This is a genomic window from Methylobacillus draconifructus, assembly GCF_045984355.1.
Classification (GTDB): Bacteria; Pseudomonadota; Gammaproteobacteria; order Burkholderiales; family Methylophilaceae; genus Methylobacillus; species Methylobacillus flagellatus_A.
The window spans coordinates 391,412-412,303 of the sequence record NZ_JBJQII010000002.1 but is presented as its reverse complement, the minus strand read 5'-3'; the positions used below and the strand labels follow the sequence as shown (position 1 = coordinate 412,303).

Annotated in this window: 24 protein-coding genes; 22 read left to right on the top strand and 2 right to left on the bottom strand. The window is 57.7% G+C overall.

The features are described from left to right. The first annotated feature begins 11 nt into the window (after positions 1-11). From ACJSDX_RS05800 to ACJSDX_RS05765, 8 genes are all read left to right on the top strand, one after another. Positions 12-659 carry a response regulator gene (locus ACJSDX_RS05800; protein WP_309566574.1) on the top strand — a complete coding sequence of 216 codons (648 nt, stop codon included), beginning with the start codon at positions 12-14 and terminating at the stop codon, positions 657-659. A gap of 552 nt (positions 660-1,211) precedes the next feature. Then, entirely contained in the window at positions 1,212-2,069 is an 858-nt protein-coding gene (locus ACJSDX_RS05795) for a flagellin domain-containing protein (RefSeq protein ID WP_407993888.1), read from the top strand. Positions 2,070-2,146: 77 nt separating this feature from the next. Continuing rightward, the gene (locus ACJSDX_RS05790) at positions 2,147-2,500 is read left to right on the top strand and encodes a flagellar protein FlaG (protein WP_407993887.1); all 354 of its coding nucleotides are present in this window, start codon (positions 2,147-2,149) and stop codon (positions 2,498-2,500) included. 38 nt (positions 2,501-2,538) lie between these two features. Next, positions 2,539-4,545 (top strand): flagellar filament capping protein FliD, encoded by a 2,007-nt coding sequence (gene fliD, locus ACJSDX_RS05785; protein WP_407993886.1) that lies wholly within the window; start codon positions 2,539-2,541, stop codon positions 4,543-4,545. 13 nt (positions 4,546-4,558) lie between these two features. Beyond that, entirely contained in the window at positions 4,559-5,017 is a 459-nt protein-coding gene (gene fliS / locus ACJSDX_RS05780; RefSeq protein ID WP_407993885.1) for a flagellar export chaperone FliS, read from the top strand. Further along, positions 5,014-5,355 (top strand): flagellar protein FliT, encoded by a 342-nt coding sequence (locus ACJSDX_RS05775; protein ID WP_407993884.1) that lies wholly within the window; start codon positions 5,014-5,016, stop codon positions 5,353-5,355. Before fliS ends, ACJSDX_RS05775 begins: the two co-directional genes overlap by 4 nt. Further along, positions 5,352-6,374: a flagellar hook-length control protein FliK gene (gene fliK / locus ACJSDX_RS05770; protein WP_407993883.1), complete on the top strand. Its 1,023-nt coding sequence runs from the start codon at positions 5,352-5,354 to the stop codon at positions 6,372-6,374. The genes ACJSDX_RS05775 and fliK overlap by 4 nt, the downstream gene beginning before the upstream one ends. Continuing rightward, positions 6,367-6,675: an EscU/YscU/HrcU family type III secretion system export apparatus switch protein gene (locus ACJSDX_RS05765; RefSeq protein WP_309566567.1), complete on the top strand. Its 309-nt coding sequence runs from the start codon at positions 6,367-6,369 to the stop codon at positions 6,673-6,675. Before fliK ends, ACJSDX_RS05765 begins: the two co-directional genes overlap by 8 nt. A gap of 39 nt (positions 6,676-6,714) precedes the next feature. On the opposite strand, the gene fliE is transcribed toward ACJSDX_RS05765, so the two are convergent. Continuing rightward, positions 6,715-7,080, bottom strand: a complete 366-nt coding sequence (fliE, locus tag ACJSDX_RS05760; protein ID WP_407993882.1) for a flagellar hook-basal body complex protein FliE — start codon at positions 7,078-7,080, stop codon at positions 6,715-6,717. A 312-nt stretch (positions 7,081-7,392) separates the two neighbouring features. On the opposite strand from fliE, the gene fliF reads away from it, so the two are divergent. From fliF to ACJSDX_RS05690, 14 genes are all read left to right on the top strand, one after another. Beyond that, entirely contained in the window at positions 7,393-9,153 is a 1,761-nt protein-coding gene (gene fliF / locus ACJSDX_RS05755) for a flagellar basal-body MS-ring/collar protein FliF (RefSeq protein WP_407993881.1), read from the top strand. Next, a complete protein-coding gene (fliG, locus tag ACJSDX_RS05750) occupies positions 9,146-10,141 on the top strand; it encodes a flagellar motor switch protein FliG (RefSeq protein WP_309566564.1) in 996 nt (331 codons plus the stop codon). Before fliF ends, fliG begins: the two co-directional genes overlap by 8 nt. Beyond that, positions 10,134-10,814: a flagellar assembly protein FliH gene (locus ACJSDX_RS05745; protein ID WP_407993880.1), complete on the top strand. Its 681-nt coding sequence runs from the start codon at positions 10,134-10,136 to the stop codon at positions 10,812-10,814. The genes fliG and ACJSDX_RS05745 overlap by 8 nt, the downstream gene beginning before the upstream one ends. Next, positions 10,807-12,225, top strand: coding sequence for a flagellar protein export ATPase FliI (gene fliI, locus ACJSDX_RS05740; protein ID WP_407993879.1), 1,419 nt, complete (start codon positions 10,807-10,809; stop codon positions 12,223-12,225). Before ACJSDX_RS05745 ends, fliI begins: the two co-directional genes overlap by 8 nt. Positions 12,226-12,249: 24 nt before the next feature. Continuing rightward, positions 12,250-12,702 (top strand): flagellar export protein FliJ, encoded by a 453-nt coding sequence (gene fliJ, locus ACJSDX_RS05735; protein WP_407993878.1) that lies wholly within the window; start codon positions 12,250-12,252, stop codon positions 12,700-12,702. A 14-nt stretch (positions 12,703-12,716) separates the two neighbouring features. Then, positions 12,717-13,844 (top strand): flagellar hook-length control protein FliK, encoded by a 1,128-nt coding sequence (locus tag ACJSDX_RS05730; protein ID WP_407993877.1) that lies wholly within the window; start codon positions 12,717-12,719, stop codon positions 13,842-13,844. A gap of 325 nt (positions 13,845-14,169) precedes the next feature. After that, positions 14,170-14,679, top strand: coding sequence for a flagellar basal body-associated protein FliL (gene fliL / locus ACJSDX_RS05725; RefSeq protein ID WP_407993876.1), 510 nt, complete (start codon positions 14,170-14,172; stop codon positions 14,677-14,679). A 22-nt stretch (positions 14,680-14,701) separates the two neighbouring features. After that, positions 14,702-15,709: a flagellar motor switch protein FliM gene (gene fliM, locus ACJSDX_RS05720; RefSeq protein ID WP_407993875.1), complete on the top strand. Its 1,008-nt coding sequence runs from the start codon at positions 14,702-14,704 to the stop codon at positions 15,707-15,709. After that, positions 15,699-16,127 (top strand): flagellar motor switch protein FliN, encoded by a 429-nt coding sequence (fliN, locus tag ACJSDX_RS05715; protein ID WP_309566556.1) that lies wholly within the window; start codon positions 15,699-15,701, stop codon positions 16,125-16,127. The genes fliM and fliN overlap by 11 nt, the downstream gene beginning before the upstream one ends. A gap of 14 nt (positions 16,128-16,141) precedes the next feature. Continuing rightward, positions 16,142-16,570, top strand: a complete 429-nt coding sequence (gene fliO / locus ACJSDX_RS05710) for a flagellar biosynthetic protein FliO (RefSeq protein ID WP_407993874.1) — start codon at positions 16,142-16,144, stop codon at positions 16,568-16,570. A gap of 6 nt (positions 16,571-16,576) precedes the next feature. Continuing rightward, positions 16,577-17,329, top strand: a complete 753-nt coding sequence (gene fliP / locus ACJSDX_RS05705; RefSeq protein WP_407993873.1) for a flagellar type III secretion system pore protein FliP — start codon at positions 16,577-16,579, stop codon at positions 17,327-17,329. A gap of 18 nt (positions 17,330-17,347) precedes the next feature. After that, a complete protein-coding gene (gene fliQ, locus ACJSDX_RS05700; protein ID WP_309566552.1) occupies positions 17,348-17,617 on the top strand; it encodes a flagellar biosynthesis protein FliQ in 270 nt (89 codons plus the stop codon). 10 nt (positions 17,618-17,627) lie between these two features. Continuing rightward, on the top strand, positions 17,628-18,425 hold the full coding sequence (gene fliR / locus ACJSDX_RS05695; RefSeq protein ID WP_407993872.1) for a flagellar biosynthetic protein FliR: 798 nt from the start codon (positions 17,628-17,630) through the stop codon (positions 18,423-18,425). Between the two features lie 102 nt (positions 18,426-18,527). Beyond that, complete coding sequence (locus ACJSDX_RS05690; protein ID WP_407993871.1) at positions 18,528-19,745, top strand: EAL and HDOD domain-containing protein; 1,218 nt, start codon at positions 18,528-18,530, stop codon at positions 19,743-19,745. 228 nt (positions 19,746-19,973) lie between these two features. Here ACJSDX_RS05690 and flgL read toward each other — a convergent pair whose 3' ends face one another. Continuing rightward, positions 19,974-20,888, bottom strand: a complete 915-nt coding sequence (gene flgL, locus ACJSDX_RS05685; protein ID WP_407993870.1) for a flagellar hook-associated protein FlgL — start codon at positions 20,886-20,888, stop codon at positions 19,974-19,976. Between the last annotated feature and the right edge of the window lie 4 nt (positions 20,889-20,892).

Below are 20,892 nucleotides of genomic sequence, written 5' to 3'. Positions count from 1 at the left end.
TAGCATTGCTCATGTCGCCCACTTCCACTATCAAAGTCATTATTGCTGACGATCACGCGATCCTGCGTGAAGGCTTGAAGCAGATTCTTGCTGAAACCGAGGATATAGAAGTGGTCGCCGATGCGAAGAACGCGGCTGAAGCCATCAAGCTTGCAGGCACCAAGGGCGTGGACGTGCTGGTGCTGGATATCTCGCTGCCCGATCGAAGCGGTATCGAGGCATGCAACATCATCAAGAAGGAATATTCCCGAGTGGCCGTCCTGATGCTGTCCATGCACCGGGAAGATGCTTATGCGATCCGGGCTCTGCGCGCAGGCGCTGCCGGGTACTTGAGCAAGCAAAGCGCTTCAGACCAGTTGGTGACGGCAATACGCACCGTTGCCAAGGGCAAGAAATACATCAGCGCGGAAGTGGCATTGGCGCTGGCCGACCAAGTGGACGGGGGCTTGGATAAACCTATCCACGATACGCTCTCCAACCGTGAGTTCCAGACGCTGACCATGATCGCGTCGGGTTTGTCCGTCAGTGAAATTGCCGACAATCTGTCGCTTTCGGTCAAGACCGTCAGCATGTACCGGGCACGGCTGCTGGAGAAGCTGAACCTGCGCCATAACGCAGAGCTCACGCACTACGCGATCAAGAACGACCTGATCGATTAAGAGCAGCTGACAAAACACTCCTGCGTCGTTGCTGCCTTGTGTTTTACTGTACTGCCTGCGGCAGAGCGCCTAGCCAGGATCGCTTCGCTGAGTTTTGCTGGCTGCTCCTAGTTTCAAGCGCAGATCTGGCGCTTTTTACCCCGCCTGTTATCCCAATTGCCTTGTCTTGCCGCCCGGTAAGATGTCGTCATGCCTCAAGCAGCAGTTTTTTTTATTCAGGCAAACGTTCGTGATTAACTGCCTGAAAACTTTAGGGTTAAAAATAAAATTTTTTTATATTTTTATTTAACTATCTGAATTTAATATATTTTTTATTTGATGGACATTGCAGGAAAGAGAGGGCTCTAAAGATTTTTTTAATCAATCCGACATCAGGGGCATGGCATTGCAATCAGATGCTGCTCGAGAGAAAAACAAGTGCAGTAAAGCTCCTAAATTTTCTCCTGAAGCGACCGATAACAGTCTTAACAGTGATGTGATTCAAGGCTGTAAAGCGATACCAAACGCAACAAAGTGTTTGATGGAAATTAACTAAATCGAAGGAGAACCAACATGGCTGCAGTTATCAACACCAACCTGGCTTCGCTGAATGCGCAACGTAACTTGACGACTTCGCAATCCAGTCTGAATTCATCCCTGCAACGCTTGTCTTCCGGCCTGCGCGTCAACAGCGCCAAGGACGACGCTGCCGGCCTTTCCATTGCAACTCGTATGGATGCGCAAGTACGCGGCCAGACAGTGGCAATTCGTAACGCCAACGATGCGATTTCGCTGGCGCAAACTGCTGAAGGCGCACTCGGCAAGATTACCGATGCCTTGCAGCGTATGCGTGAACTGGCTGTGCAGTCCGCCAATGCGACCAACGAGTCCGGCGACCGCGACAACCTGCAAGCTGAATTTAAGCAATTGCAAGATGAAATCACCCGCCTGACGAACGGTACCAAGTTCAATAACAAGGCGTTATTTGCTGGTACTGCTGGTTCATTGACATTCCAGGTAGGTGCCGGTACAGATAGTCAAGATACCATCACTGTAGACGAGATTAATTTGACTTCCGGTAGTTCTAATGCTGCTGGTGTGGCTACTGCGGCTGCAACCGGTATTGCAATCAGTGGTTCGGCTGCTGACAATGCGACTGCAGCGATTACTGCGATTGATACGGCCTTGGATCAAGTGAACACCAGCCGCGCCACCTTGGGTGCCGTGCAAAACCGCTTCGAGTCCGTGATCAGCAGCTTGCAAGTGTCGGTCGAGAACCAATCTGCTGCCAAGTCCCGTATCCTCGATGCTGACTTCGCTGCGGAAACGGCCAACCTGACCCGGGCGCAAATTCTGCAACAGGCGGGTACTGCGATGCTGGCACAAGCCAACTCTGTCCCTAACAATGTGCTGACCCTGTTACGTGGCTAAGCAGGTGGCAGGTTAGTATGAAAGTCCCGCAGTCTTCTTGAATAAGGAAGCTGCGGGTTTTGCTTGAGGAACTCAACATGGCGATCACGAATATAGAAGCATACAGTCAGGCAGGTAGCCTGGCTTCTACAGTACGCAATGCGGGGCCTGCCGTATCCTTGCCGGGTGCTGGATCAAAAGAAGCGGAGCAACAGGCGTCTGTGGCAAGTGATGCCGATGTCCAGTCCGCGGTGGAACAGATCAACGAGTTTATCTCGCCTATCATGCAGTCGATCCAGTTTTCCACAGATGCCGATTCTGGCCGGGTAGTGGTCAAGGTGGTGGATTCCGAGACGCAAAAAGTATTGCGACAAATCCCGAATGAAGAAGTATTGGCGATTTCAAAAACTCTGGACAAGCTCCAAGGGTTGATCATCAGGCAGACGGCCTGACTTTTAATTTCAAGTATTCAGGGAAGCGAGGTATTGTCATGGCAAGCACTAGCGGGATTTCTGCCAGTACCAATTTTGATATCGATTCAATCGTCAGCAGCTTGATGGCGGTCGAGCAAAAGCCTTTGACATTGCTGAGCCAGCAGAAGACTTCCTACCAATCAAAGATATCTGCCTATGCGACCTTGCAAAGCTCGCTTTCCAGTTTCCAGACGGCGTTAGCCAACCTTTCCACCAGCAGCAAGTTCAATGTGCAGTCTGCCACTTCGGGCGACAGCGCGGTGTTTACCGCAACCTCCAGCGGCAGTGCAACCGTCAGCAATTATGCGATCAAAGTTGGCCAGCTCGCGCAATCCCATAAAGTTGCCACTTCGAATTTTTCCAATACCAGTACCGCCGTTGGCACGGGCACGATCACGATCGCCCTGGGCACATATGACGAGGCGACCAACACCTTTACCGCCAATCCGGACAAGGCCGCAAAAAGTGTGACCATCTCCGCTTCCAACAATAGCCTGGCGGGCATCCGGGATGCCATCAATGCAGGCGATATGGGAGTGACGGCGACCATTGTCAACGACGGCCAGAGCGGTGGTGGCCGCCTGGTATTGACTTCAAAGGAGTCCGGCGAGGTCAACAGCATCAAGGTGAGTATTGCCGATGCCGATGGCGACAATACGGACGGCGACGGGCTATCCCGCCTTGCTTACGATCCCACGGCCGCTTCCGGTACCGGCAAGAACCTGGTTGAATTGCAGGAGGCACGCAACGCCAAGCTCAATATCGACGGCATCGATGTCGAAAGCGCCAGCAATGTCGTGACCGGCGTCTTGAGCGGCATTACGCTGAATTTATTCAAGGCCAGCCCCGATACGGCCGTTTCCTTGAACGTGACCAAGAACGTGACCGCGATCAAGGATTCGGTCACCGCTTTTGTCAATGCCTTCAATGCAGTGAATACCACGCTGCGCAACCTGACCAAGTTCGACGACAGCACGACAACGGCCGCCGATAGAAAAAACGGCGCATTGCTCGGGGACGCGACAGCGCGCTCAATTTCCTCCCAGATCAAGATGGCGCTTACCAAGTCCGTGGGCGGTACGGATAACTTCAGTTCGCTCAGCCAGATCGGCGTCGCGATACAGCGCGATGGCTCCTTGGCACTGGATTCCAGCAAGCTGGAAAAAGCCATCGAAACCAACCTGGACGATGTCGCCAAGCTGTTCGCCGCCGTGGGAAGTGCCTCGGATGTCGAGACAAGGTTCGTGACCCAGGGAAGCAAGACCCAGCCTGGCAATTACGCTATCAACATCACCCAGGCCGCCACACGCGGCGCATTGACCGGAAGTGCCGCGCCTGACCTGAATATCGTCGCCGGCGTGAACGACACGCTGGCGGTCAAAATCAACGGTTCAAGCTACAACCTCACGCTTGCCGCGGGCAGCTACGCATCGGTGGACGAGCTTGCTCAACAGCTGCGGACGCAGCTTGCCAATGCCAAGTCCTCTGCTGAGGTGGCTGTCGAAGGCGGGATGCTGAAAATTATTTCACCGGAATACGGCACCGGCTCAACTGTGGAAATCACCGGCGGCACGGCGGCAAGCAGCCTGTTTGGCAGCGATCCGGTCTCCGTCGAGGGGTTGGATGTCGCCGGCACCATCAATGGGGCTGAAGCAACGGGCAAGGGGCAAGTGTTGACGAGCACTGCCGTCGGCAATCCGGCAGAGGGCCTGGTGGTCTCGGTACGCGGCACGGCAACAGGTGACAGGGGCAGTATTTCCTTGAGCCTGGGCTATGCCGCGCAACTGAACGAGCTGGTAAAAGGATTCGTCAGCGATACTGGCCTGCTGGCCAGCAGGACCGACGGCCTGCAGGACTCCATCAAGCGCGTCACCAAGCAGGAAGAGGCGATACAGGTCAGGCTGACGGCAGTGGAGGCGCGCTACCGTGCCCAGTTTGTCGCGCTGGACGTGCTGATGACCCAGATGCAGACGACCCAGTCCTATCTCACCCAGCAACTAGCAGCGATTAGTGCTAACAGTTAATTAAGGAGCTTTCATGTTCGGGTTCAACGCAGGTGTCAATGCCTATGCAAAAGTCGGGGTGGAAACTGGCGTGGTGGCTGCCAGCCCTACCCGCTTGATCGTCATGTTGTATGAAGGCGCCATTGCCGCGTGCAACCTTGCCATCAAGCATATCCGCGAGCAGGATTATGCGGGCAAGAGCGCCGACCTGACCAAGGCTATTTCGATCATAGAAAACGGCTTGCGTGCCAGCCTGGACAGCAAGGCGGGCGGAGAGATCGCCAACAGTCTGGATTCCTTGTACGCCTATATGAGCAAGCGCCTGTATCTTGCCAATAGCCAAAGCGATATTGCGGCAGTGGAAGAGGTGGTAAGATTGCTCAACGAGCTGAACGAGGCTTGGTCTGCTCTTGCGGGCCAATCGCCGGATGCGGCCCCGCGTCAGGACATTCAACAACAAAACCAGCACCAGTTGGAAAAGGCATATTCATGAGCACTCAGCAAACCTTGTCTTTATATGCGGCCGTGGCGGACATTACCGACCAAATGCTGGCGGCCGCCAAGCAGCATGACTGGGAGAAGCTGGCTGTGCTCGAGGCCGAGTGCGCCGCACGTATCAAGCGTGCCGACGAGGATACATGCGACGAGCCACTGCGCGAGCCTGAGCAGAAAATCAAGTTTTCCCATCTCAAGCGCATCCTGGATTCCGACCGTGAAATCCGCAACATCATCGACCCGTGGATGGTGCGTCTTTCCGATATCCTCACCAACAACGCCGCCAACCGGCAGATGTTCGATACCTACAAGCAGTTGATACGGCCCGGCAGATGATTATCAAGCAATCTCCCGACCCTGCCGCCGCTGTCGCCCCGCTTGCCAGGGTCGCTCCGGCGCAGGCGGTCGAGGAGATTGCCAGCAATGTCCAGGACCTTAATTTCCGCATTGCCCAGCTGACCAAGGGTCAGAATTACTTCGGCCAGGTGATGAGCCGCCTGCAACCAGGCGTCTTCCAGGTCAACGTGCAGGGCAACACCTTCAAGATGGAACTTGGCCAGCAGGCTGCCGTGGGCCAGCAGATGCTGCTGCGCTTCGTTGGCGACAGTCCCGTTCCCACTTTCCGCTTGCTGGGCCAGCAGGCAGGGCAGCTCGACACGGCAAAACCGCCGGGCACGTTGCTGTCCGCCACGCCCTTGGCGACACCGGCAGCCGACCAGGGCGTTTCGGCTGCGCTCAGCAGCGGGGCGCGTATTCTGAGCCAGCAACTGGCACAGGCAGCCAATGGTGAAACCTCCAAGACCTTGGCTGGCCAGCAGGTCGTGACGCATGCACCGCAAAACCCGCGCGTGATGGCGCAGGACATCCAGCGGGCATTGACCACTTCCGGCCTGTTCTACGAATCACACCTTGAAAAGTTCACTGCGGGCAAGCTGCCGTTGGCCAACCTGTTGCAGGAGCCGCAGAACCAGCCGCATATAGCCGCTGAATCCATGATCAACAAGCAGATTGCCGTGCTGGAGAACCAACGCATCCATTGGCAGGGAGAAGTCTGGTCCGGACAAAAAATGGATTGGCAGGTGCAGCTGCATGAAGCGACGGTCAACCCCGACGAGCATGGCGAGAACGCTGATCCCGAGGATAGGCCGGTATCAAGCAATGTACGGCTGGAGCTGCCGAGCCTGGGGGCCATCGCTGCGAACATCACCTTGCATGCAGGGCGCTTGCGCGTGCGTATCGCCGCGGCGGACCAGGCCTCCATCAAGCGCCTGCAGGCCGAGCTGCCGGCACTGGCCACAGCATTGACTAGTCGCGGGCAAGCATTGGATGCCTTGACGGTGGTGCGCGATGAATGATCCCGTATTGCAACAGCAGGCGATCGCGCTTGCTTACGAGTCCGGCGACTTCGCGCCGCGCGTGGTCGCCAAGGGCAAGGGCATCATTGCCGAGCAGATCATTGCCAAGGCCAAGGAACATGACGTATTCGTCCATGAATCCAGGGAGCTGCTGGCGTTGCTGATGCAAGTCGACCTGGATGACCATATCCCGCCAGCCTTGTATCAGGCGATTGCGGAAATACTGGCCTGGCTGTATCGCCTGGAGCATGGCGAGGATGCACCCCCGCCCAAGCCCCTGATTCCATCCGAAATCAGCTAACTGCCTGCATTAGCTGGTGGTGAGGCATTGAACAGGCGCTTACACCTGCATGTTCATGATGTCCTGATAGGCGGATACCAGCCGGTTACGTACCTGAATGGTGGCCTGCAGCGAGATATTGGCTTTTTGCCCGGCAATCATGACGTCAGACAAGCTGACCCTGTCATCGCCCATCGCAAAGCTTTTGCCTAAATCCTCCGCCTTTACTTGTGCCTGGTTGACCTGGTTGATCGAGGATTTCAGGACCTCCGCAAAGTCAACGCGGTTGGTCGCTTGCGGCTTCTGGGCAATGCCGCTACCGGTGACGCCTTGTACCGACGCCTCCGTACTCGGTTTTTGAGCAGCCGCCTTGAGCTGCGCCAGCATGGATTCTATCCTGCCCGAGTCTATCGCTGAAGTTTTCATGGAGTTCTCCTGGTTGCTGCGGTCCTTGCGGACTTATTTCAACATGGCAGCAGCTTATCACTCGCCAACATGCTTCTTTGATGGGAATAGGGCGGTAAAACCTGGCTTATTTTCCTGATTAAATTTGCAAGCTGATCGTGATAATGGCATCGCAGTGATAAGAGCCGCTCACAAACTCAGCGAAGCGATTTCTGGCTAGGCGCTCTGCCGCAGACAGTACAAGCTAGTACGGCAAGGCAGAGCAACAACGCCAGAAGAGGTATGTGAGCGGCTCTAAGGACCAGTATCTTGCCATCGCATGGGAGAAGTAATATGGCAGCAGCCAACGAAGCGGCCCTGGCCGCGGACACCACCACCGGAGCACCAGCACCTGGCTCGTTCAACTTCAAGTCGCTCTTGGAGAACAAGCTGCTGCTGGCCTTGGGTGCCGCTGCCGTGATCGCCTTGATGGTGGTGTTCTGGCTCTGGAGCCAGAAGCCGGAATACCGCGTATTGTTCTCCAGCTATTCCGACAAGGACGGAGGCGCGATTGTCGCAGCGCTGGAGCAGATGAACGTGCCGTACAAGATCGCCGAAGGCGGCAGCGCCATCCTGGTGCCCGCGAACAATGTGCATGACATCAGGCTCAAACTGGCTTCGCAAGGCCTGCCCAAGGGCGGCAATATCGGCTTTGAATTGCTGGAAAACCAGAAGTTCGGCGTTTCCCAGTTCGTCGAGCAAGTGAATTTCCAGCGCGGCCTGGAGGGCGAGCTTGAGCGCACCATCCAGTCGATCGGCGCGGTGCAGGCGGCACGCATCCACCTGGCCATGCCGAAACCTAGCGTATTCACGCGCGACCAGCAGAAGCCGACGGCTTCCGTCATGCTGAACCTGCATCCTGGCCGGGCCCTGGACCAGCGCCAGGTGAGTGCTATTGTGCACTTGGTGGCCAGCAGTGTCCCTGAGTTGCCGACCTCCAACGTGACCGTGGTCGACCAGAACGGCAACCTGCTCTCGGACAACGGCAAGGATGCCGGCGCAAATAACCAGCTCGACCCCACCCAGTTGAAGTATGTGGATGAGCTGCAGCAAAACATTGTGCGCCGGGTCGAGTCCATTATTGCGCCACTGGTCGGCGCCAAGAACGTGCATGCCGAAGCCAGCGCCGAAGTGGATTTTTCCGTGGTGGAGCAAGCTGCCGAAATCTACAAGCCCAACCAGGCACCAGACAGTGCAGCCATCCGCAGCAGCCAGAACAATGAGTCACAGACATTGCCTGGGCAAGGGACGGGCGGCGTGCCTGGCGCGTTGACCAACCAGCCGCCGGCGCCAGCCACTGCGCCGATTGTCGCCCCCGGCAGCGAACCCACCACCACGACCAATGCCAATGTGGTGACGACCACGACGACGACACCGCCCGGCACCACGGTGACGACCCCGATCATGAACTCGGAGCGCAATACCACGACCAATTATGAAGTGGACAAGACCGTCCGCTACCAGCAGCAGCCCATGGGCGGCATCAAGCGCCTGACCGTGGCGGTGGTGGTGAACCATAAGTCGGTGGTGGATGCGCAAGGCAAGGTGACTACGCGCCCGCTGACCGACGACGAGAAGACCCAGATCAGCGACCTTGCCAAGCAGGCCATGGGCTTCAATGAAGAGCGCGGCGACTCGCTGAGCGTGGTCAACAGCTCCTTCATGCCGGATATTGCCGAGGTTTTCCCTGAAGTGCCATTGTGGAAGGATCCGGAAAATATCGACATGGCCAAGGAGTGGCTGAAGAACGGCTTGGTCCTGCTGGTGTTGTACATGCTGTACCGCCGCTTCCTGCGCCCTTTGCTGCGCAAGCTTTCGCCAGAGGAGGAAAAGAAGGACGAGCTTGCCAAACTGGATGAAGAGGATCAGGATGCAATCGTCCGCCTGTCCGACGTCGAGGGCGGCATGGCGGCCGGAAGCCTGGAAGAAGAGGAAGCCAGGAGCCCGGCGGAGCGGACCTACAAAAAGAACCTGGAAACTGCGCGGAAGCTTGCAAAGGAAAACCCCAAGGTAGTGGCCAGCATTGTGACGAACTGGGTGAACGGCAATGAGTGAGAATGGCGTAGTCAAAAGCGCGGTACTGATGCTCGCCCTCGGCGAGGACGAGGCTGCCGAGGTGATGAAATACCTTGGCCCGCGTGAAGTGCAGAAGCTGGGCACCGCCATGGCGTCGATGAAGTCGATCGGACACGACCAGGTGGAGTCCGTGTTGGCCTCTTTCATGGACGAGGCGGAAAAGAATACGGAGATCGGCCTGGATTCCGACGAATACATCCGCTCGGTGCTCACCAAGGCGCTGGGCAACGACAAGGCTTCAGGCCTGTTGAACCGCATCCTGCAGACGCGTGACTCCAGTGGCATCGAAAGCCTGAAATGGATGGATGCGCAGACAGTGGCCGAGTTCATCAAGAACGAGCATCCGCAGATCATTGCCACGATTCTGGTGCATTTGGAGCCGGACCAGGCTGCGGAAATCCTCGGCTATTTCACCGAGCGCCTGCGCCAGGATGCCATGTTGCGCATTGCTACCCTGGACGGCATCAAGCCGACGGCGCTGCGCGAGCTCAACGATGTGCTGACCAAGCTGCTGAGTGGGAATGAAAGCATCAAGAAGCAGCAGATCGGCGGCGTAAAGGCAGCAGCCGAAATCATGAACTACATGAATAGTGAAAATGAAACCCACCTGATGGACGGGTTCAAGAGTTACGATAGTGAAATGGCGCAACGGATCATGGACGAAATGTTCGTGTTCGATAACATCATGGATATTGACGACAAGGGCATCCAGATCATGCTGCGCGAGGTACAGTCCGAAACACTGATCGTGGCATTGAAAGGCACGACCGACGAATTGCGGGACAAGATATTCCGCAATATGTCCAGCCGTGCCGCTGAAATGATGAAGGAAGACCTTGAAAGCAAGGGCCCGGTCAGGCTGTCCGAGGTGGAAACCCAGCAGAAACAGATACTGCAGATAGTCCGCAGGCTGGCCGACGAAGGCCAGATCGTACTGGGCGGCAAGGGTGAGGATGCTTATGTCTAATGTGGTGATTCCCAAAGAGAAGCAAACAGCGTATCAGCGCTGGGAGATGGCTTCTTTTGCCGAGGAAGCATCGGAGAAAACAATCGCTGCAGCGCCTGTGGCACCGCAAATTGTCCAGGAAAGCGAGGAAGAGAAGAACGCGCGCCTGGAGGCTGAGCTGGAACAGGCAAGGCGCGAAGGCTACAAAATCGGCTTGCAGCAGGGCTTTGATACCGGCATTGCCGATGCCGCATCGCAGGTGCAGCAGGACCGCGAGCGTCTGCTTGCCGTCCTCGGCAGCATGGAAGAAGCGCTCAAGACGGCCGATGAGGCGATTTCGGAACAACTGCTTGCCCTGGCGCTGGATATTGCCAAGGCGATGGTCAAGGACAGGTTGAGGGTGGATCCTACCGTGATTCTGCCTATCGTGCAGGAGTCTATTCATTACTTGCCTACAGTGCAGAAACCGGCAAGGCTGATCGTGCATCCGGACGATGCGCTGGTCGTGAAAAAATACCTGCAAGAGGATATGGCCGACAGCAACTGGCATATCCATGAAGACAGCAGCCTGGAGCGCGGCGGTTGCATGGTGGAAACGGGCGACAACCAGATCGACGCCAGCAACGGCACGCGTTGGAAGCGCATCTGCGATGCTCTTGCGCAACATAATAACTGGGTAGAGCCGAATGAATAGCGCGCTGGCCCATCAGCAAGGCTGGAAGGAGTATCTCAATGATTGCAGCGAGATACTGGAGATCGTCGAGTCGTTGGAAGTCTCCGGCCGCATCACCAAGTTGACGGGCCTTGTGATGGAGGCGGTCGGCATCAAGCTGCCGATCGGCAGCGCATGTTATGTACCCCTTGCGGAAGGCCGCCGTGTCGAGGCTGAGGTTGTCGGCTTCGATGGCGGACGCATGCTGCTGATGCCGCAGAGCGGCGTCGAGGGCGTGACCCCGGGCGCCAAGGTCTTTGCGCTGGAGGTGGCGGAAGCATTGCCCAAGCCCAATCAGGCCAAGCATCCGCGCCGCCGCGCCATTGATCGCGCGCGGCATCTGCCGGTAGGCGAGGCCTTGCTTGGCCGCGTTGTCGACGCTGCCGGGCGCCCCTTGGACGAATTGGGGCCGCTCAATAGTGAAAACAGCGTGCCGCTCAACACGCGCCCCCTCAATCCCTTGTCGCGTGCGCCGATCGAGGACGTGCTGGATGTCGGGGTGCGCGCCATCAACAGCATGCTGACCGTCGGCCGCGGTCAGCGCATGGGTTTGTTCGCGGGTTCGGGCGTGGGCAAGAGCGTGCTGCTCGGCATGATGGCGCGGTATACGACGGCGGAAGTCATTGTTGTCGGCTTGATCGGCGAACGTGGCCGCGAGGTGAAGGAGTTCATCGAGCAGATTCTCGGCGCTGAAGGGCTTGCACGTTCCGTGGTGGTGGCCGCGCCCGCCGATGTACCGGCGCTCATGAGATTGCAGGGCGCGAGTTACGCCACGGCGATTGCCGAGTATTTCCGCAACCAGGGCAAGGACGTATTGCTGATCATGGATTCCTTGACGCGCTATGCGATGGCGCAACGCGAGATCGCCCTGGCGATCGGCGAGCCGCCCGCAACCAAGGGTTATCCGCCTTCGGTATTTGCCAAGCTGCCTGCGCTGGTGGAACGTGCGGGCAACGGCAGGCCGGGCGAGGGCTCGATCACGGCGTTTTATACCGTGCTGACCGAGGGCGACGACCAGCAGGACCCGATTGCCGATTCCGCGCGCGCGATCCTCGACGGGCATATCGTCTTGAGCCGCAGCCTGGCCGAGAGCGGACATTATCCTGCCATCGATATAGAGCAGTCGATCAGCCGCGCGATGCATAACATCACATCGCCGGAACACCAGAAAAACGCACGCAAGCTCAAGCAGCTCAATTCCCGCTACACCCGCAACCAGGACTTGATCAATGTCGGCGCTTATGAAAGCGGGAGCGACCCGGTGCTGGACGAGGCCATCATGCGGCATGAGGCGATCGAGGCGTTTCTGCAGCAGGACATCAAGGAATCTGCCAGCTGGCAGGACAGCGTAGATGCGCTGGCCGGCCTGGTGGGAGCGGCGGGAGTGCATTAATGAACAAGCCAGAGGGGAAACGGCATGTCTAGCCAGAAGAAAGTGGTATTGACGACGTTGCAGGGATTGGCGGAGAAGGATGTGGATGTCGCCACAGACCGCCTGGGCGAAGCCAACCGGCAGTTGGCCGAGGCGGAAAAAAGCTTGAACCTGCTGATGCAATACCGTGCCGATTATGTCAGCCAGCGCGACCATGCTATGGCGAACGGCATGACGGCGGAAATCTACCAGAACTACCAGAGCTTTCTCGGCAAGCTGTCGCAAGCCATTGTCAGCCAGACCGAGAATGTCGAGCGCTTGCGCCAGGTGCATCACCTGCGCAAGCAGGAGTGGCAGGAGTGTCAGAAAAAGAAAATGTCCTACGATGTGCTGATCGACCGTGCCGACAAGCGTGCAAACGCGATTGAGCTCAAACGGGACCAGAAAATGATGGATGAACACGCAACGCGTGTAAGCCGCAACCAGACAAGGCAATAAGCAGGAGCTTGACCATGCAGAATATTCCCGTGCCCAACCAGGCGGCGATCCTCAACAATGCCGCGGCCAGTGCTGCCGCCGCCAAGTCGGCAAAGCAGGCGAATGCCGCCAATGACGGCCCGGCGTTCAAGGAGGTGCTCGCCAAGCAGGTGCAAAACGAAGCCAGGCTGGCCGGCAGCGCGGAGCAGGCATTGCTGCGCCAGCGCCTGCAATTGCAGCTCAGTCTGGGGAGCGAAGGGCAGCAAGCAGTGAACCTTGAGAACCCTGAACTGGTTGCGCCCGAACTCATCGCTGGACAAGGCCTTGCGCCCGAGGATGTGGTGGCGGACGTTACCGGAGAAGACGTGTTGCAGGCTAAGGATGCGACATTGACCGCCGCTGAAGAGGCGCCTTTGCCCATTGATGGGCAGCCGACGCTGGCTGCGGTCACCCCCGACGTGCAACGCCGGCCTATCGTGGAGGTTGCCGAACTGCCTGACAGGCTGGATGTGAAGCGTGAGCCTGTGGAGTGGCTTGGCAAGGACAAGATGGATGACGTCGAGCCCGAATGGGACAAGGCAGCCGTGCAGGCAACGGCTGCATCGACAGCCAAGGCTGTGGCCGGTAACGAACAATCCGCACCGTTTGCTGATGCACTGGAACAGGTGCAGCAGGCACAGCCCGGCGTGACGGCGTCCTTGCCGCAGGCGCAGCAAGCACAGCAGGCAGCTGCGACGATGGATGTGCGCAGCAACCAGGTGCCTACGCCTTTTGGACAGCCCGGCTGGAACCAGGCCATCGGGCAAAAAGTGGTGTGGATGGCGGCCGGTGGCGAGCAGACAGCTTCCCTGACGTTGAATCCGCCGGATCTCGGGCCGTTGCAGGTGGTGATCCATGTGCACAACAACCAGGCAGATACCACCTTCCTCTCCGACCAGGCGGACGTGCGCCGGGCGCTGGAGGACGGCATGGACAACCTGCGCCAGATGATGAGCGAATCCGGGTTGCAGCTGGGGCAGGCCAATGTGCGGTCCGGACAGCAGGAGGCCCAGCAACAGGCGGCCGGCATGGTCCGTAGCAATCCCGCTAGCCAGGGCGAAGAAACCAGCCAAGTATTGACCAAGGCCGCGACGGTGATGGGCTTGGTCGATACTTTTGCCTGAGAGTACAGCTAACAAAACTCTCCTGGCGTCGTTGCGCTGCCTTGCTACTGCTTGTATTGTCTATAGTAGAGCGCCTAGCCAGGAACGCTTCGCTGAGTTTTAAGCATCTCTGACAACGTGCTTCCGGCCTCTCTGTGCTGCCTATGGCAAAGCCGGAAAGCGGTTTAGTTCTCTACCTCACTGCTCGAGAAGATAATCCCTTGGCTGTCAGCCTAGCGCCTATCCATGGATTTGGCGCGATTTCCTCCTTCTATTTCCCGCATGCTATTCTGGCGATTCTTTCATAATATTTCCTAACGGATAGCAGAACGGCGAAGGATTGCAGATGGCGCAACAGGCGGCAAAACAAGAGGCGGCAAAAGAGGCTCCGCCAAAAAAATCAAAAAAAGGCCTGATCCTGGCATTGACCGGGGGATTGGTGATACTGGCGCTTGGTGCGGGCGGCGCCTACTGGTATTTCAGCCAGCAGCACTCCGGCAACCGCCAGGACAAGTCCAAGGAAGAAAAGGTGGTGACGAAGGAGCCTGTGTTCGTTACCCTGGATACATTTACCGTTAACCTGCAGCCTGATCCCGACGACCAATATCTGCAAGTGGACCTGACGGTGCAGGTGGGGGACCAGGCCCAGGCCGATATCATCAAGATGCACATGCCCAGCGTGCGCAACCGTATCCTGATTCTGTTGAGCGGCAAGAAGTCTTCGGAGCTGCTGAGCATGGAGGGCAAGAAGACTCTAGCCCAAGAAATCATCGCCCAGCTTTCGGAGCCGTTTTCACCGGGAGCCAAGCCGCAGGCGGTGAATGATGTGTTCTTTACTTCATTCGTAATTCAGTAATCATCCATTAAGCACACAGACCATGGCGGATAATTTTCTCTCCCAGGAAGAAGTCGACGCCCTGCTCAGGGGGGTGACCAATGAGCAGGAGGATGACACGCCTGCCGTCGATCCGGCCGGGGTGCGCAATTACAATCTGGCCACCCAGGAGCGCATTGTCCGCGGGCGCATGCCGACATTGGAAATCATCAATGAACGGTTTGCCCGTTTGCTGCGTATCGGCCTGTTCAATTTCCTGCGCCGCACCACGGAGGTGTCGGTAGGCCCGGTCAAGATTTCCAAGTACAGCGAGTTCATCCGCAACCTGGTGGTGCCGACCAACCTCAACCTGGTGCAGATGAAGCCGTTGCGCGGCACGGCGCTGATGGTGTTCGACCCGACGCTGGTGTTCCTGATCGTGGATAACTTGTTCGGCGGCGACGGGCGCTTCCATACGCGCGTCGAGGGCCGGGATTTCACGCAGACCGAACAGCGCATCATCCAGCGCGTGCTGGCGATCGTTTTCGAGACCTATGCCAAGTCCTGGGAGCCGGTATACAAGCTCGATTTCGAGTATATCCGTTCCGAGATGAACACCCAGTTCGCCAATATCGCCACGCCCAACGAAGTCGTGGTGTCCACCACCTTCAATATCGAGCTGGGTTCCGTCAGCGGCGAGATCCATTTCTGCTTCCCCTATTCGATGATCGAGCCGATCCGCGACGTGCTCACTTCGCCCCTGCAAGGCGAGGCGCTAGGCGTGGACAAGCGCTGGGTGCGTCTCATGACGCAGCAGATACAGAGCGCGGAAGTGATGCTCATCGCCGACCTGGCGAAGGCGGAAATGACGTTGGGGGACATCCTCAACATGAAGGTGGGCGACGTGATCCCGCTGTCGATTTCCGAGGCGGTCGAGGCCAAGGTCGACAACGTGCCGGTCATGCAATGCAAGTATGGTGTCTTTAATGGTCAATATGCATTACGTGTAGAGAAATTGCTGCGATCAAATTCCAGTGAATATGTAAAAGGAGAGGTATCCGATGGCGATTGATCCCAATGACGAGCAGTTGATGGACGACTGGGGCGCCGCCATGGCGGAGCAAAGCCAGGCAGAAGAGGCCGAGGCCTCGGCGCTGCAGGGCGGCAAGGCGGAGCAGGCGCCGGTGTTCACCGAGTTTTCTGCCAAGAACAAACTGCACGAAACCCAGAATGATATCGACTTCATCCTGGATATCCCGGTACAACTGACCGTAGAGCTAGGCCGCACCAAGATCGCGATCAAGAACCTGCTGCAGCTCGCCCAAGGTTCGGTTGTCGAATTGGACGGGCTGGCAGGCGAACCGATGGACGTGCTGGTGAACGGCTGCCTGATCGCCCAAGGCGAGGTCGTCGTGGTGAACGACAAGTTCGGTATCCGGCTGACCGACATCATCACGCCCGCTGAGCGCATTCGTAAAATTAACAAGTAACAGAGCCGGTTTCCATGAAGAATACAGAACGCCTGGCTGCATACAGGCTGGCCTTGTCGGGCTTGCTGCTTAGCCCGGCAGTGACATGGGCGGCCGCCGAAGAGGTTTCCGCGACCGGCAGCTTGTTGCGCATGGTATTGGGCCTGGCATTGGTGCTGGGTGTGATGATAGGCATTGCCTGGCTGATGAAGCGCATGACGCCAGGGCTCAAGCAGCAATCCGTGGTGCGCATCGTCGGCGGCGTCAGCGTCGGCAGCCGCGAGCGCGTAGTGGTGGTCGAGGTCGCGGGACGGTGGCTGGTGCTGGGTGTCGCGCCCGGGCAAGTCACCAGCCTCGCTGATCTTGAGCCAGGCGAGGAAATTCCGCTGGCGGGCCCTACAACCAACCAGGCGGCGACGCCGTTTTCAGCCTGGCTGAACAAGTCCCTGCAAAGAAAGCCCTGAACCGCCATGCCATCACGCTATTTTCCCGTTTTACTATCGTTGGCGCTGCTTGGCCTGCCGCTGCTGGGTCACGCCGCGGAACCTGGCGGCCTGGGCCTGATCAATAGCCAGCCGGCGGCAGGTGGAGGGCAGAATTACTCCCTGAGCATCCAGACCCTGATTCTGCTCACATCGCTGTCGTTCCTGCCCGCCGCCTTGCTCATGATGACCGGGTTCACCCGCATCATCATCGTGCTGTCATTGTTGCGCCAGGCATTGGGCACGCAGTCATCTCCGCCCAACCAGGTGCTGGTGGGGCTGGCGTTGTTCCTGACCTTTTTCGTCATGGGGCCGGTATTTGAGCGCATCTATACCGAGGCCTACCAGCCGTTCGACGAGGAGCGCATCACCATGCAGGAAGCCATGGTACGCGGTTCCATTCCGCTCAAGGAGTTCATGCTCAAGCAAACGCGCGAATCCGACCTGGCCTTGTTTTTTAAGATGTCGCGCACCGATGCCGTTGCCACCCCTGAAGAGGTGCCGTTGCGCGTCTTGGTGCCGGCGTTCGTGACCAGTGAATTGAAAACCGCCTTCCAGATCGGCTTTGCGATCTTCATCCCGTTCCTCATCATCGATATGGTGGTGGCCAGCATCCTGATGTCGATGGGGATGATGATGGTATCGCCGGCCATTGTGGCTTTGCCGTTCAAGCTAATGCTGTTCGTGCTGGTGGACGGCTGGCAATTGCTGCTGGGTTCCCTGGCGCAGAGTTTCTATTGAGAGGGCAGATAGATGAGCATGAGTCCCGAACAAGTCATGACCATGGGGCGCCAGGCGGCGGAGGTATTGTTGATGATGGCCGGCCCGATATTGCTGGTAGTATTGGCCATCGGCTTGCTGGTGAGCATTTTCCAGGCCGCGACTCAGATCAACGAAACCACGCTGACCTTTATCCCGAAGCTTCTGGGCGTTTTTGCCACCCTGCTGATTGCCGGGCCCTGGATGCTGTCGGTATTTACGGATTACCTGAGGACGGTATTCACGAGCATTCCCACCCTGGCGGGGTGAATGAATCCGCATGGTGACGATCCCCAGCGAGTTCCTGCAGGTGTGGGTGGCGACCCTGATGTGGCCGCTCACGCGTATACTCGCCTTCATCGCAATCGCGCCGTTGTTCAACCACCGCGCGCTGCCGAACAATATCAAGCTGGGGTTCGGCCTGGTATTGACGGTGGCGGTGATCCCGGCCATTCCCGATATCCCGCCGGTATCGGTGTTTTCCATGAACGGTTTGCTGATCCTGTGCCAGCAAGTCCTCATTGGCGCGGCGATGGGCTTCAGCCTGCGCATCATCTTCTCGGCGGTAGAGCTGGCAGGGCATGCCGCGGGGATGACCATGGGACTGGGGTTCGCCATGTTCTACGACCCGCAGACCCAGGGGCAGAGCACCGCGATCGGGCAGTTTCTGGTGGTGCTGTCCATGCTGATCTTCCTGAGCATCAACGGCCACCTGGTCGTGATTTCCACGCTGGCCGAGAGTTTTTCCAGCTTTCCTATCACCGCGGAGCCGAATTTCGGCCTGAATCCCTATAAAATCGCCCTGTGGGGAGGCAAGATATTCAGTGCCGGCTTGTTGATCTCGTTGCCCATCATCACGGCATTGCTGCTGGCAAACCTGGCGCTCGGCGTATTGACCAGGGCCGCGCCGCAACTCAACCTGTTCGGCATCGGTTTCCCGATTACAATATCGTTGGGATTTCTGTTGCTGATGCTGGCATTGCCCTACATGATGCAGCCTGTGCAGAAGCTGATGCACGAGAGCATGAGCTTCATGCAGGAGATAGCGCATCCTGTCGTCAAGGCGCCACGGGAATAATAAAAGCGAAAAGCGGTTCGCAGAACATTTCATTGCTTCGTCCCATCAAGTTTTACTTTTATTGGCCGCTTAAATAGAACGTCATCTGGAAATTTTGATTGTATGGAACAAGATCAGGCATATATTGGCCGTCAACCCATCATGAACCCGTCGCAGGAGATCGTGGCCTACGAGCTGTTCTTCCGCCATAGCGCCGAGGCGACGACCGCGGTATACGAAAACAGCCTGCAGGCCTGCAACCGCGTGCTGATGAACACTATCAACGACATGGGCACCCAATGGCTGCTGGGCGACAAGCTGGCCTTCCTCAACATCAGCGAGGAAATGCTGCACAGCGAGCTGCTGGAGCTATTGCCTCCGGCAAAGGCCGTACTCGAGCTGGAGTCATTGGTGGCGCCGAGCAATGAAGTGTTGGAGCGCTGCCAGTTCCTGCGCCAGCGCGGCTATCGGATCGCGCTCAAGGACAAGGGCGAGTCGTTGGTGGGCTCCGCGCTGATCGATTATGCCGATTACGTCAAGATCGATATCCTCGCCTATACCATGGATGAAGTGGCGCGGCGCTTCCTCGAATACCAGATTCTCGGCGTCACGGTGGTGGCGGAGAGGGTCGAGCATCATCACCAGTATGAGGCGTGCCACCATATTGGCTTCCACCTGATCCAAGGCTTCTATTTCGCCCACACCGAGACCTTCACGGCCAAGGTGATCAATCCGGCGTTCTCCGCCGTGCTGGATCTGCTGAACATGGTCAGCCGCGATGCCGACATCCCCGATATCGAAAACGGCTTCAAGCGCGACGCCGCGCTGTCCTTCAAGCTGCTGCGCTACATCAACTCCGTCGGGTTCGGCTTATCCTGCGAAATACAATCCCTGCGCCATGCGCTCACGATTATAGGCACCAAGCAGCTATATCGCTGGCTGACCTTGCTGATGGTGACGGCAGGGGAGAATTCTGCCGTGCCCGCGCTGATGAAAACCTCGATCACGCGCGGCCGCCTGACCGAGCTCCTCGGAGAGGGCTATTTCGACAAGACCGGACGCGACAACCTGTTTGTGACAGGCGTGTTCTCCATGCTCGACCTGATGTTGGAAATGCCGATGGAGAAGGTGCTGGAAAAGATAGACCTGCCAGATGCCATAAAGGATGCGTTGCTGCACCGCCAGGGCGTATATGGGCCATTCCTGCAGCTGGCTGAGGCGTGTGAAAACCAGGACAACAGCCGCATCATTGCCCTGGCGGAAAGCCTGCAGCTTGACCCGAACAAGGTCAACGACTCGCATATCGCGGCCTTGTCATGGGTGGAGGCGCTCGGGGTATAGCACGCCTAGTCTGAGGAGCAAACAAAAAGCCGGAGTGTTCTTCCGGCTTTTTGTTTGAAAGCGGCTGGTATCGTTGCTTAGTCCCAGCTCGGCTTGGCGCTATTAACAGGAGCGGCTGACAAAACCCAGCGAAGCGATCCTGGCTAGACGCTCTGCCACAGGCCGTACAAGCGGTACGACAAGGCAGGGCAACAACGCCAGGAGAGTGTTGTTGGCCGCGCTTGGGATTTAGATCAAGTTGAACAGGGAAAGGCTGGTGGTGGCAACGAAAGCCTTCTGCGCGGCCTCGAGCACAGTCTGCTGCTTGGCCAGGTCGGACAATGCCTTGGCGTAATCGAGATCCTGCAGTTCCGATAGAGACTTGGCATATTGCAACTCGCGGCTGTCGCCGTCGCTATTGAGCGCCGTGATCTCCTTGAGGGCGGAACCATTGCGGGCCCGCACAGTGAGCACATTGTCCAGCGTGCCTTGCAGGGCGTCGCTCGCCGCCGCCAGTCCGTCCTGCAACGCCTGGGCGTCGGCATCGCTGGCCACCGGTGTCTGCAGCAAGTCGGTAATGGTCGCCAATGCGGCAAAGATGTCGTTGCCGTTCGCCTGGAAGACATTGGGGCCGTTGTCGGCAACCGGCAGTTGGCGGGTATTGGATACCTGTAATTGGCGGACCTGGTTGTCGCCGTTGTAGGTGGCGCCTGCCGCATTGAGCGTGTAGGGCACGGTATCCGTGCTGTAGCCGGCATACAGGTAGTTGCCGCTGCCATCCTGGGCGTTGGCCAGGCCGACCAGCGCTTCGAGGTCGTTTTTCAGGTCGATGGCGATATAGCTGCGCTGGGTGTCGTCATAGGAGGCGTTGCCTGCCTCGGTGAGCCTGGCCTTTGCTGCGATCAGCAGGTCAGTGACACTTTGCAGGTTGCTTTCTATTGCATTCATGCCGTTTTCGGCGAACATGCGGTTGCGCTCGAATTGCGTGTTGACGCGTTGCGCGTTTTGCAATTCCAGCGCGCGTGCTGCGCCTACAGGGTCGTCTGCAGGCGTCAGAATGCGCTTCTTGCTCGAAATCTGCTGCATGAGGCGGTCTTGCTCAACCTGCAGCTGCGAGAGTCTGTTCAGGCCGTTCTGGTATAGGGTGTTGGTGCTGATACGCATGGCA

What these genes read in the sequence shown, in the direction of transcription:
- ACJSDX_RS05800 (WP_309566574.1), top strand. Translation starts at nt 12, where the DNA reads ATGTCGCCCACTTCCACTATCAAAGTCATTATTGCTGACGATCACGCG.
- ACJSDX_RS05795 (WP_407993888.1), top strand. Translation starts at nt 1,212, where the DNA reads ATGGCTGCAGTTATCAACACCAACCTGGCTTCGCTGAATGCGCAACGT.
- ACJSDX_RS05790 (WP_407993887.1), top strand. Translation starts at nt 2,147, where the DNA reads ATGGCGATCACGAATATAGAAGCATACAGTCAGGCAGGTAGCCTGGCT.
- fliD (WP_407993886.1), top strand. Translation starts at nt 2,539, where the DNA reads ATGGCAAGCACTAGCGGGATTTCTGCCAGTACCAATTTTGATATCGAT.
- fliS (WP_407993885.1), top strand. Translation starts at nt 4,559, where the DNA reads ATGTTCGGGTTCAACGCAGGTGTCAATGCCTATGCAAAAGTCGGGGTG.
- ACJSDX_RS05775 (WP_407993884.1), top strand. Translation starts at nt 5,014, where the DNA reads ATGAGCACTCAGCAAACCTTGTCTTTATATGCGGCCGTGGCGGACATT.
- fliK (WP_407993883.1), top strand. Translation starts at nt 5,352, where the DNA reads ATGATTATCAAGCAATCTCCCGACCCTGCCGCCGCTGTCGCCCCGCTT.
- ACJSDX_RS05765 (WP_309566567.1), top strand. Translation starts at nt 6,367, where the DNA reads ATGAATGATCCCGTATTGCAACAGCAGGCGATCGCGCTTGCTTACGAG.
- fliE (WP_407993882.1), bottom strand. Translation starts at nt 7,080, where the DNA reads ATGAAAACTTCAGCGATAGACTCGGGCAGGATAGAATCCATGCTGGCG.
- fliF (WP_407993881.1), top strand. Translation starts at nt 7,393, where the DNA reads ATGGCAGCAGCCAACGAAGCGGCCCTGGCCGCGGACACCACCACCGGA.
- fliG (WP_309566564.1), top strand. Translation starts at nt 9,146, where the DNA reads ATGAGTGAGAATGGCGTAGTCAAAAGCGCGGTACTGATGCTCGCCCTC.
- ACJSDX_RS05745 (WP_407993880.1), top strand. Translation starts at nt 10,134, where the DNA reads ATGTCTAATGTGGTGATTCCCAAAGAGAAGCAAACAGCGTATCAGCGC.
- fliI (WP_407993879.1), top strand. Translation starts at nt 10,807, where the DNA reads ATGAATAGCGCGCTGGCCCATCAGCAAGGCTGGAAGGAGTATCTCAAT.
- fliJ (WP_407993878.1), top strand. Translation starts at nt 12,250, where the DNA reads ATGTCTAGCCAGAAGAAAGTGGTATTGACGACGTTGCAGGGATTGGCG.
- ACJSDX_RS05730 (WP_407993877.1), top strand. Translation starts at nt 12,717, where the DNA reads ATGCAGAATATTCCCGTGCCCAACCAGGCGGCGATCCTCAACAATGCC.
- fliL (WP_407993876.1), top strand. Translation starts at nt 14,170, where the DNA reads ATGGCGCAACAGGCGGCAAAACAAGAGGCGGCAAAAGAGGCTCCGCCA.
- fliM (WP_407993875.1), top strand. Translation starts at nt 14,702, where the DNA reads ATGGCGGATAATTTTCTCTCCCAGGAAGAAGTCGACGCCCTGCTCAGG.
- fliN (WP_309566556.1), top strand. Translation starts at nt 15,699, where the DNA reads ATGGCGATTGATCCCAATGACGAGCAGTTGATGGACGACTGGGGCGCC.
- fliO (WP_407993874.1), top strand. Translation starts at nt 16,142, where the DNA reads ATGAAGAATACAGAACGCCTGGCTGCATACAGGCTGGCCTTGTCGGGC.
- fliP (WP_407993873.1), top strand. Translation starts at nt 16,577, where the DNA reads ATGCCATCACGCTATTTTCCCGTTTTACTATCGTTGGCGCTGCTTGGC.
- fliQ (WP_309566552.1), top strand. Translation starts at nt 17,348, where the DNA reads ATGAGTCCCGAACAAGTCATGACCATGGGGCGCCAGGCGGCGGAGGTA.
- fliR (WP_407993872.1), top strand. Translation starts at nt 17,628, where the DNA reads ATGGTGACGATCCCCAGCGAGTTCCTGCAGGTGTGGGTGGCGACCCTG.
- ACJSDX_RS05690 (WP_407993871.1), top strand. Translation starts at nt 18,528, where the DNA reads ATGGAACAAGATCAGGCATATATTGGCCGTCAACCCATCATGAACCCG.
- flgL (WP_407993870.1), bottom strand. Translation starts at nt 20,888, where the DNA reads ATGCGTATCAGCACCAACACCCTATACCAGAACGGCCTGAACAGACTC.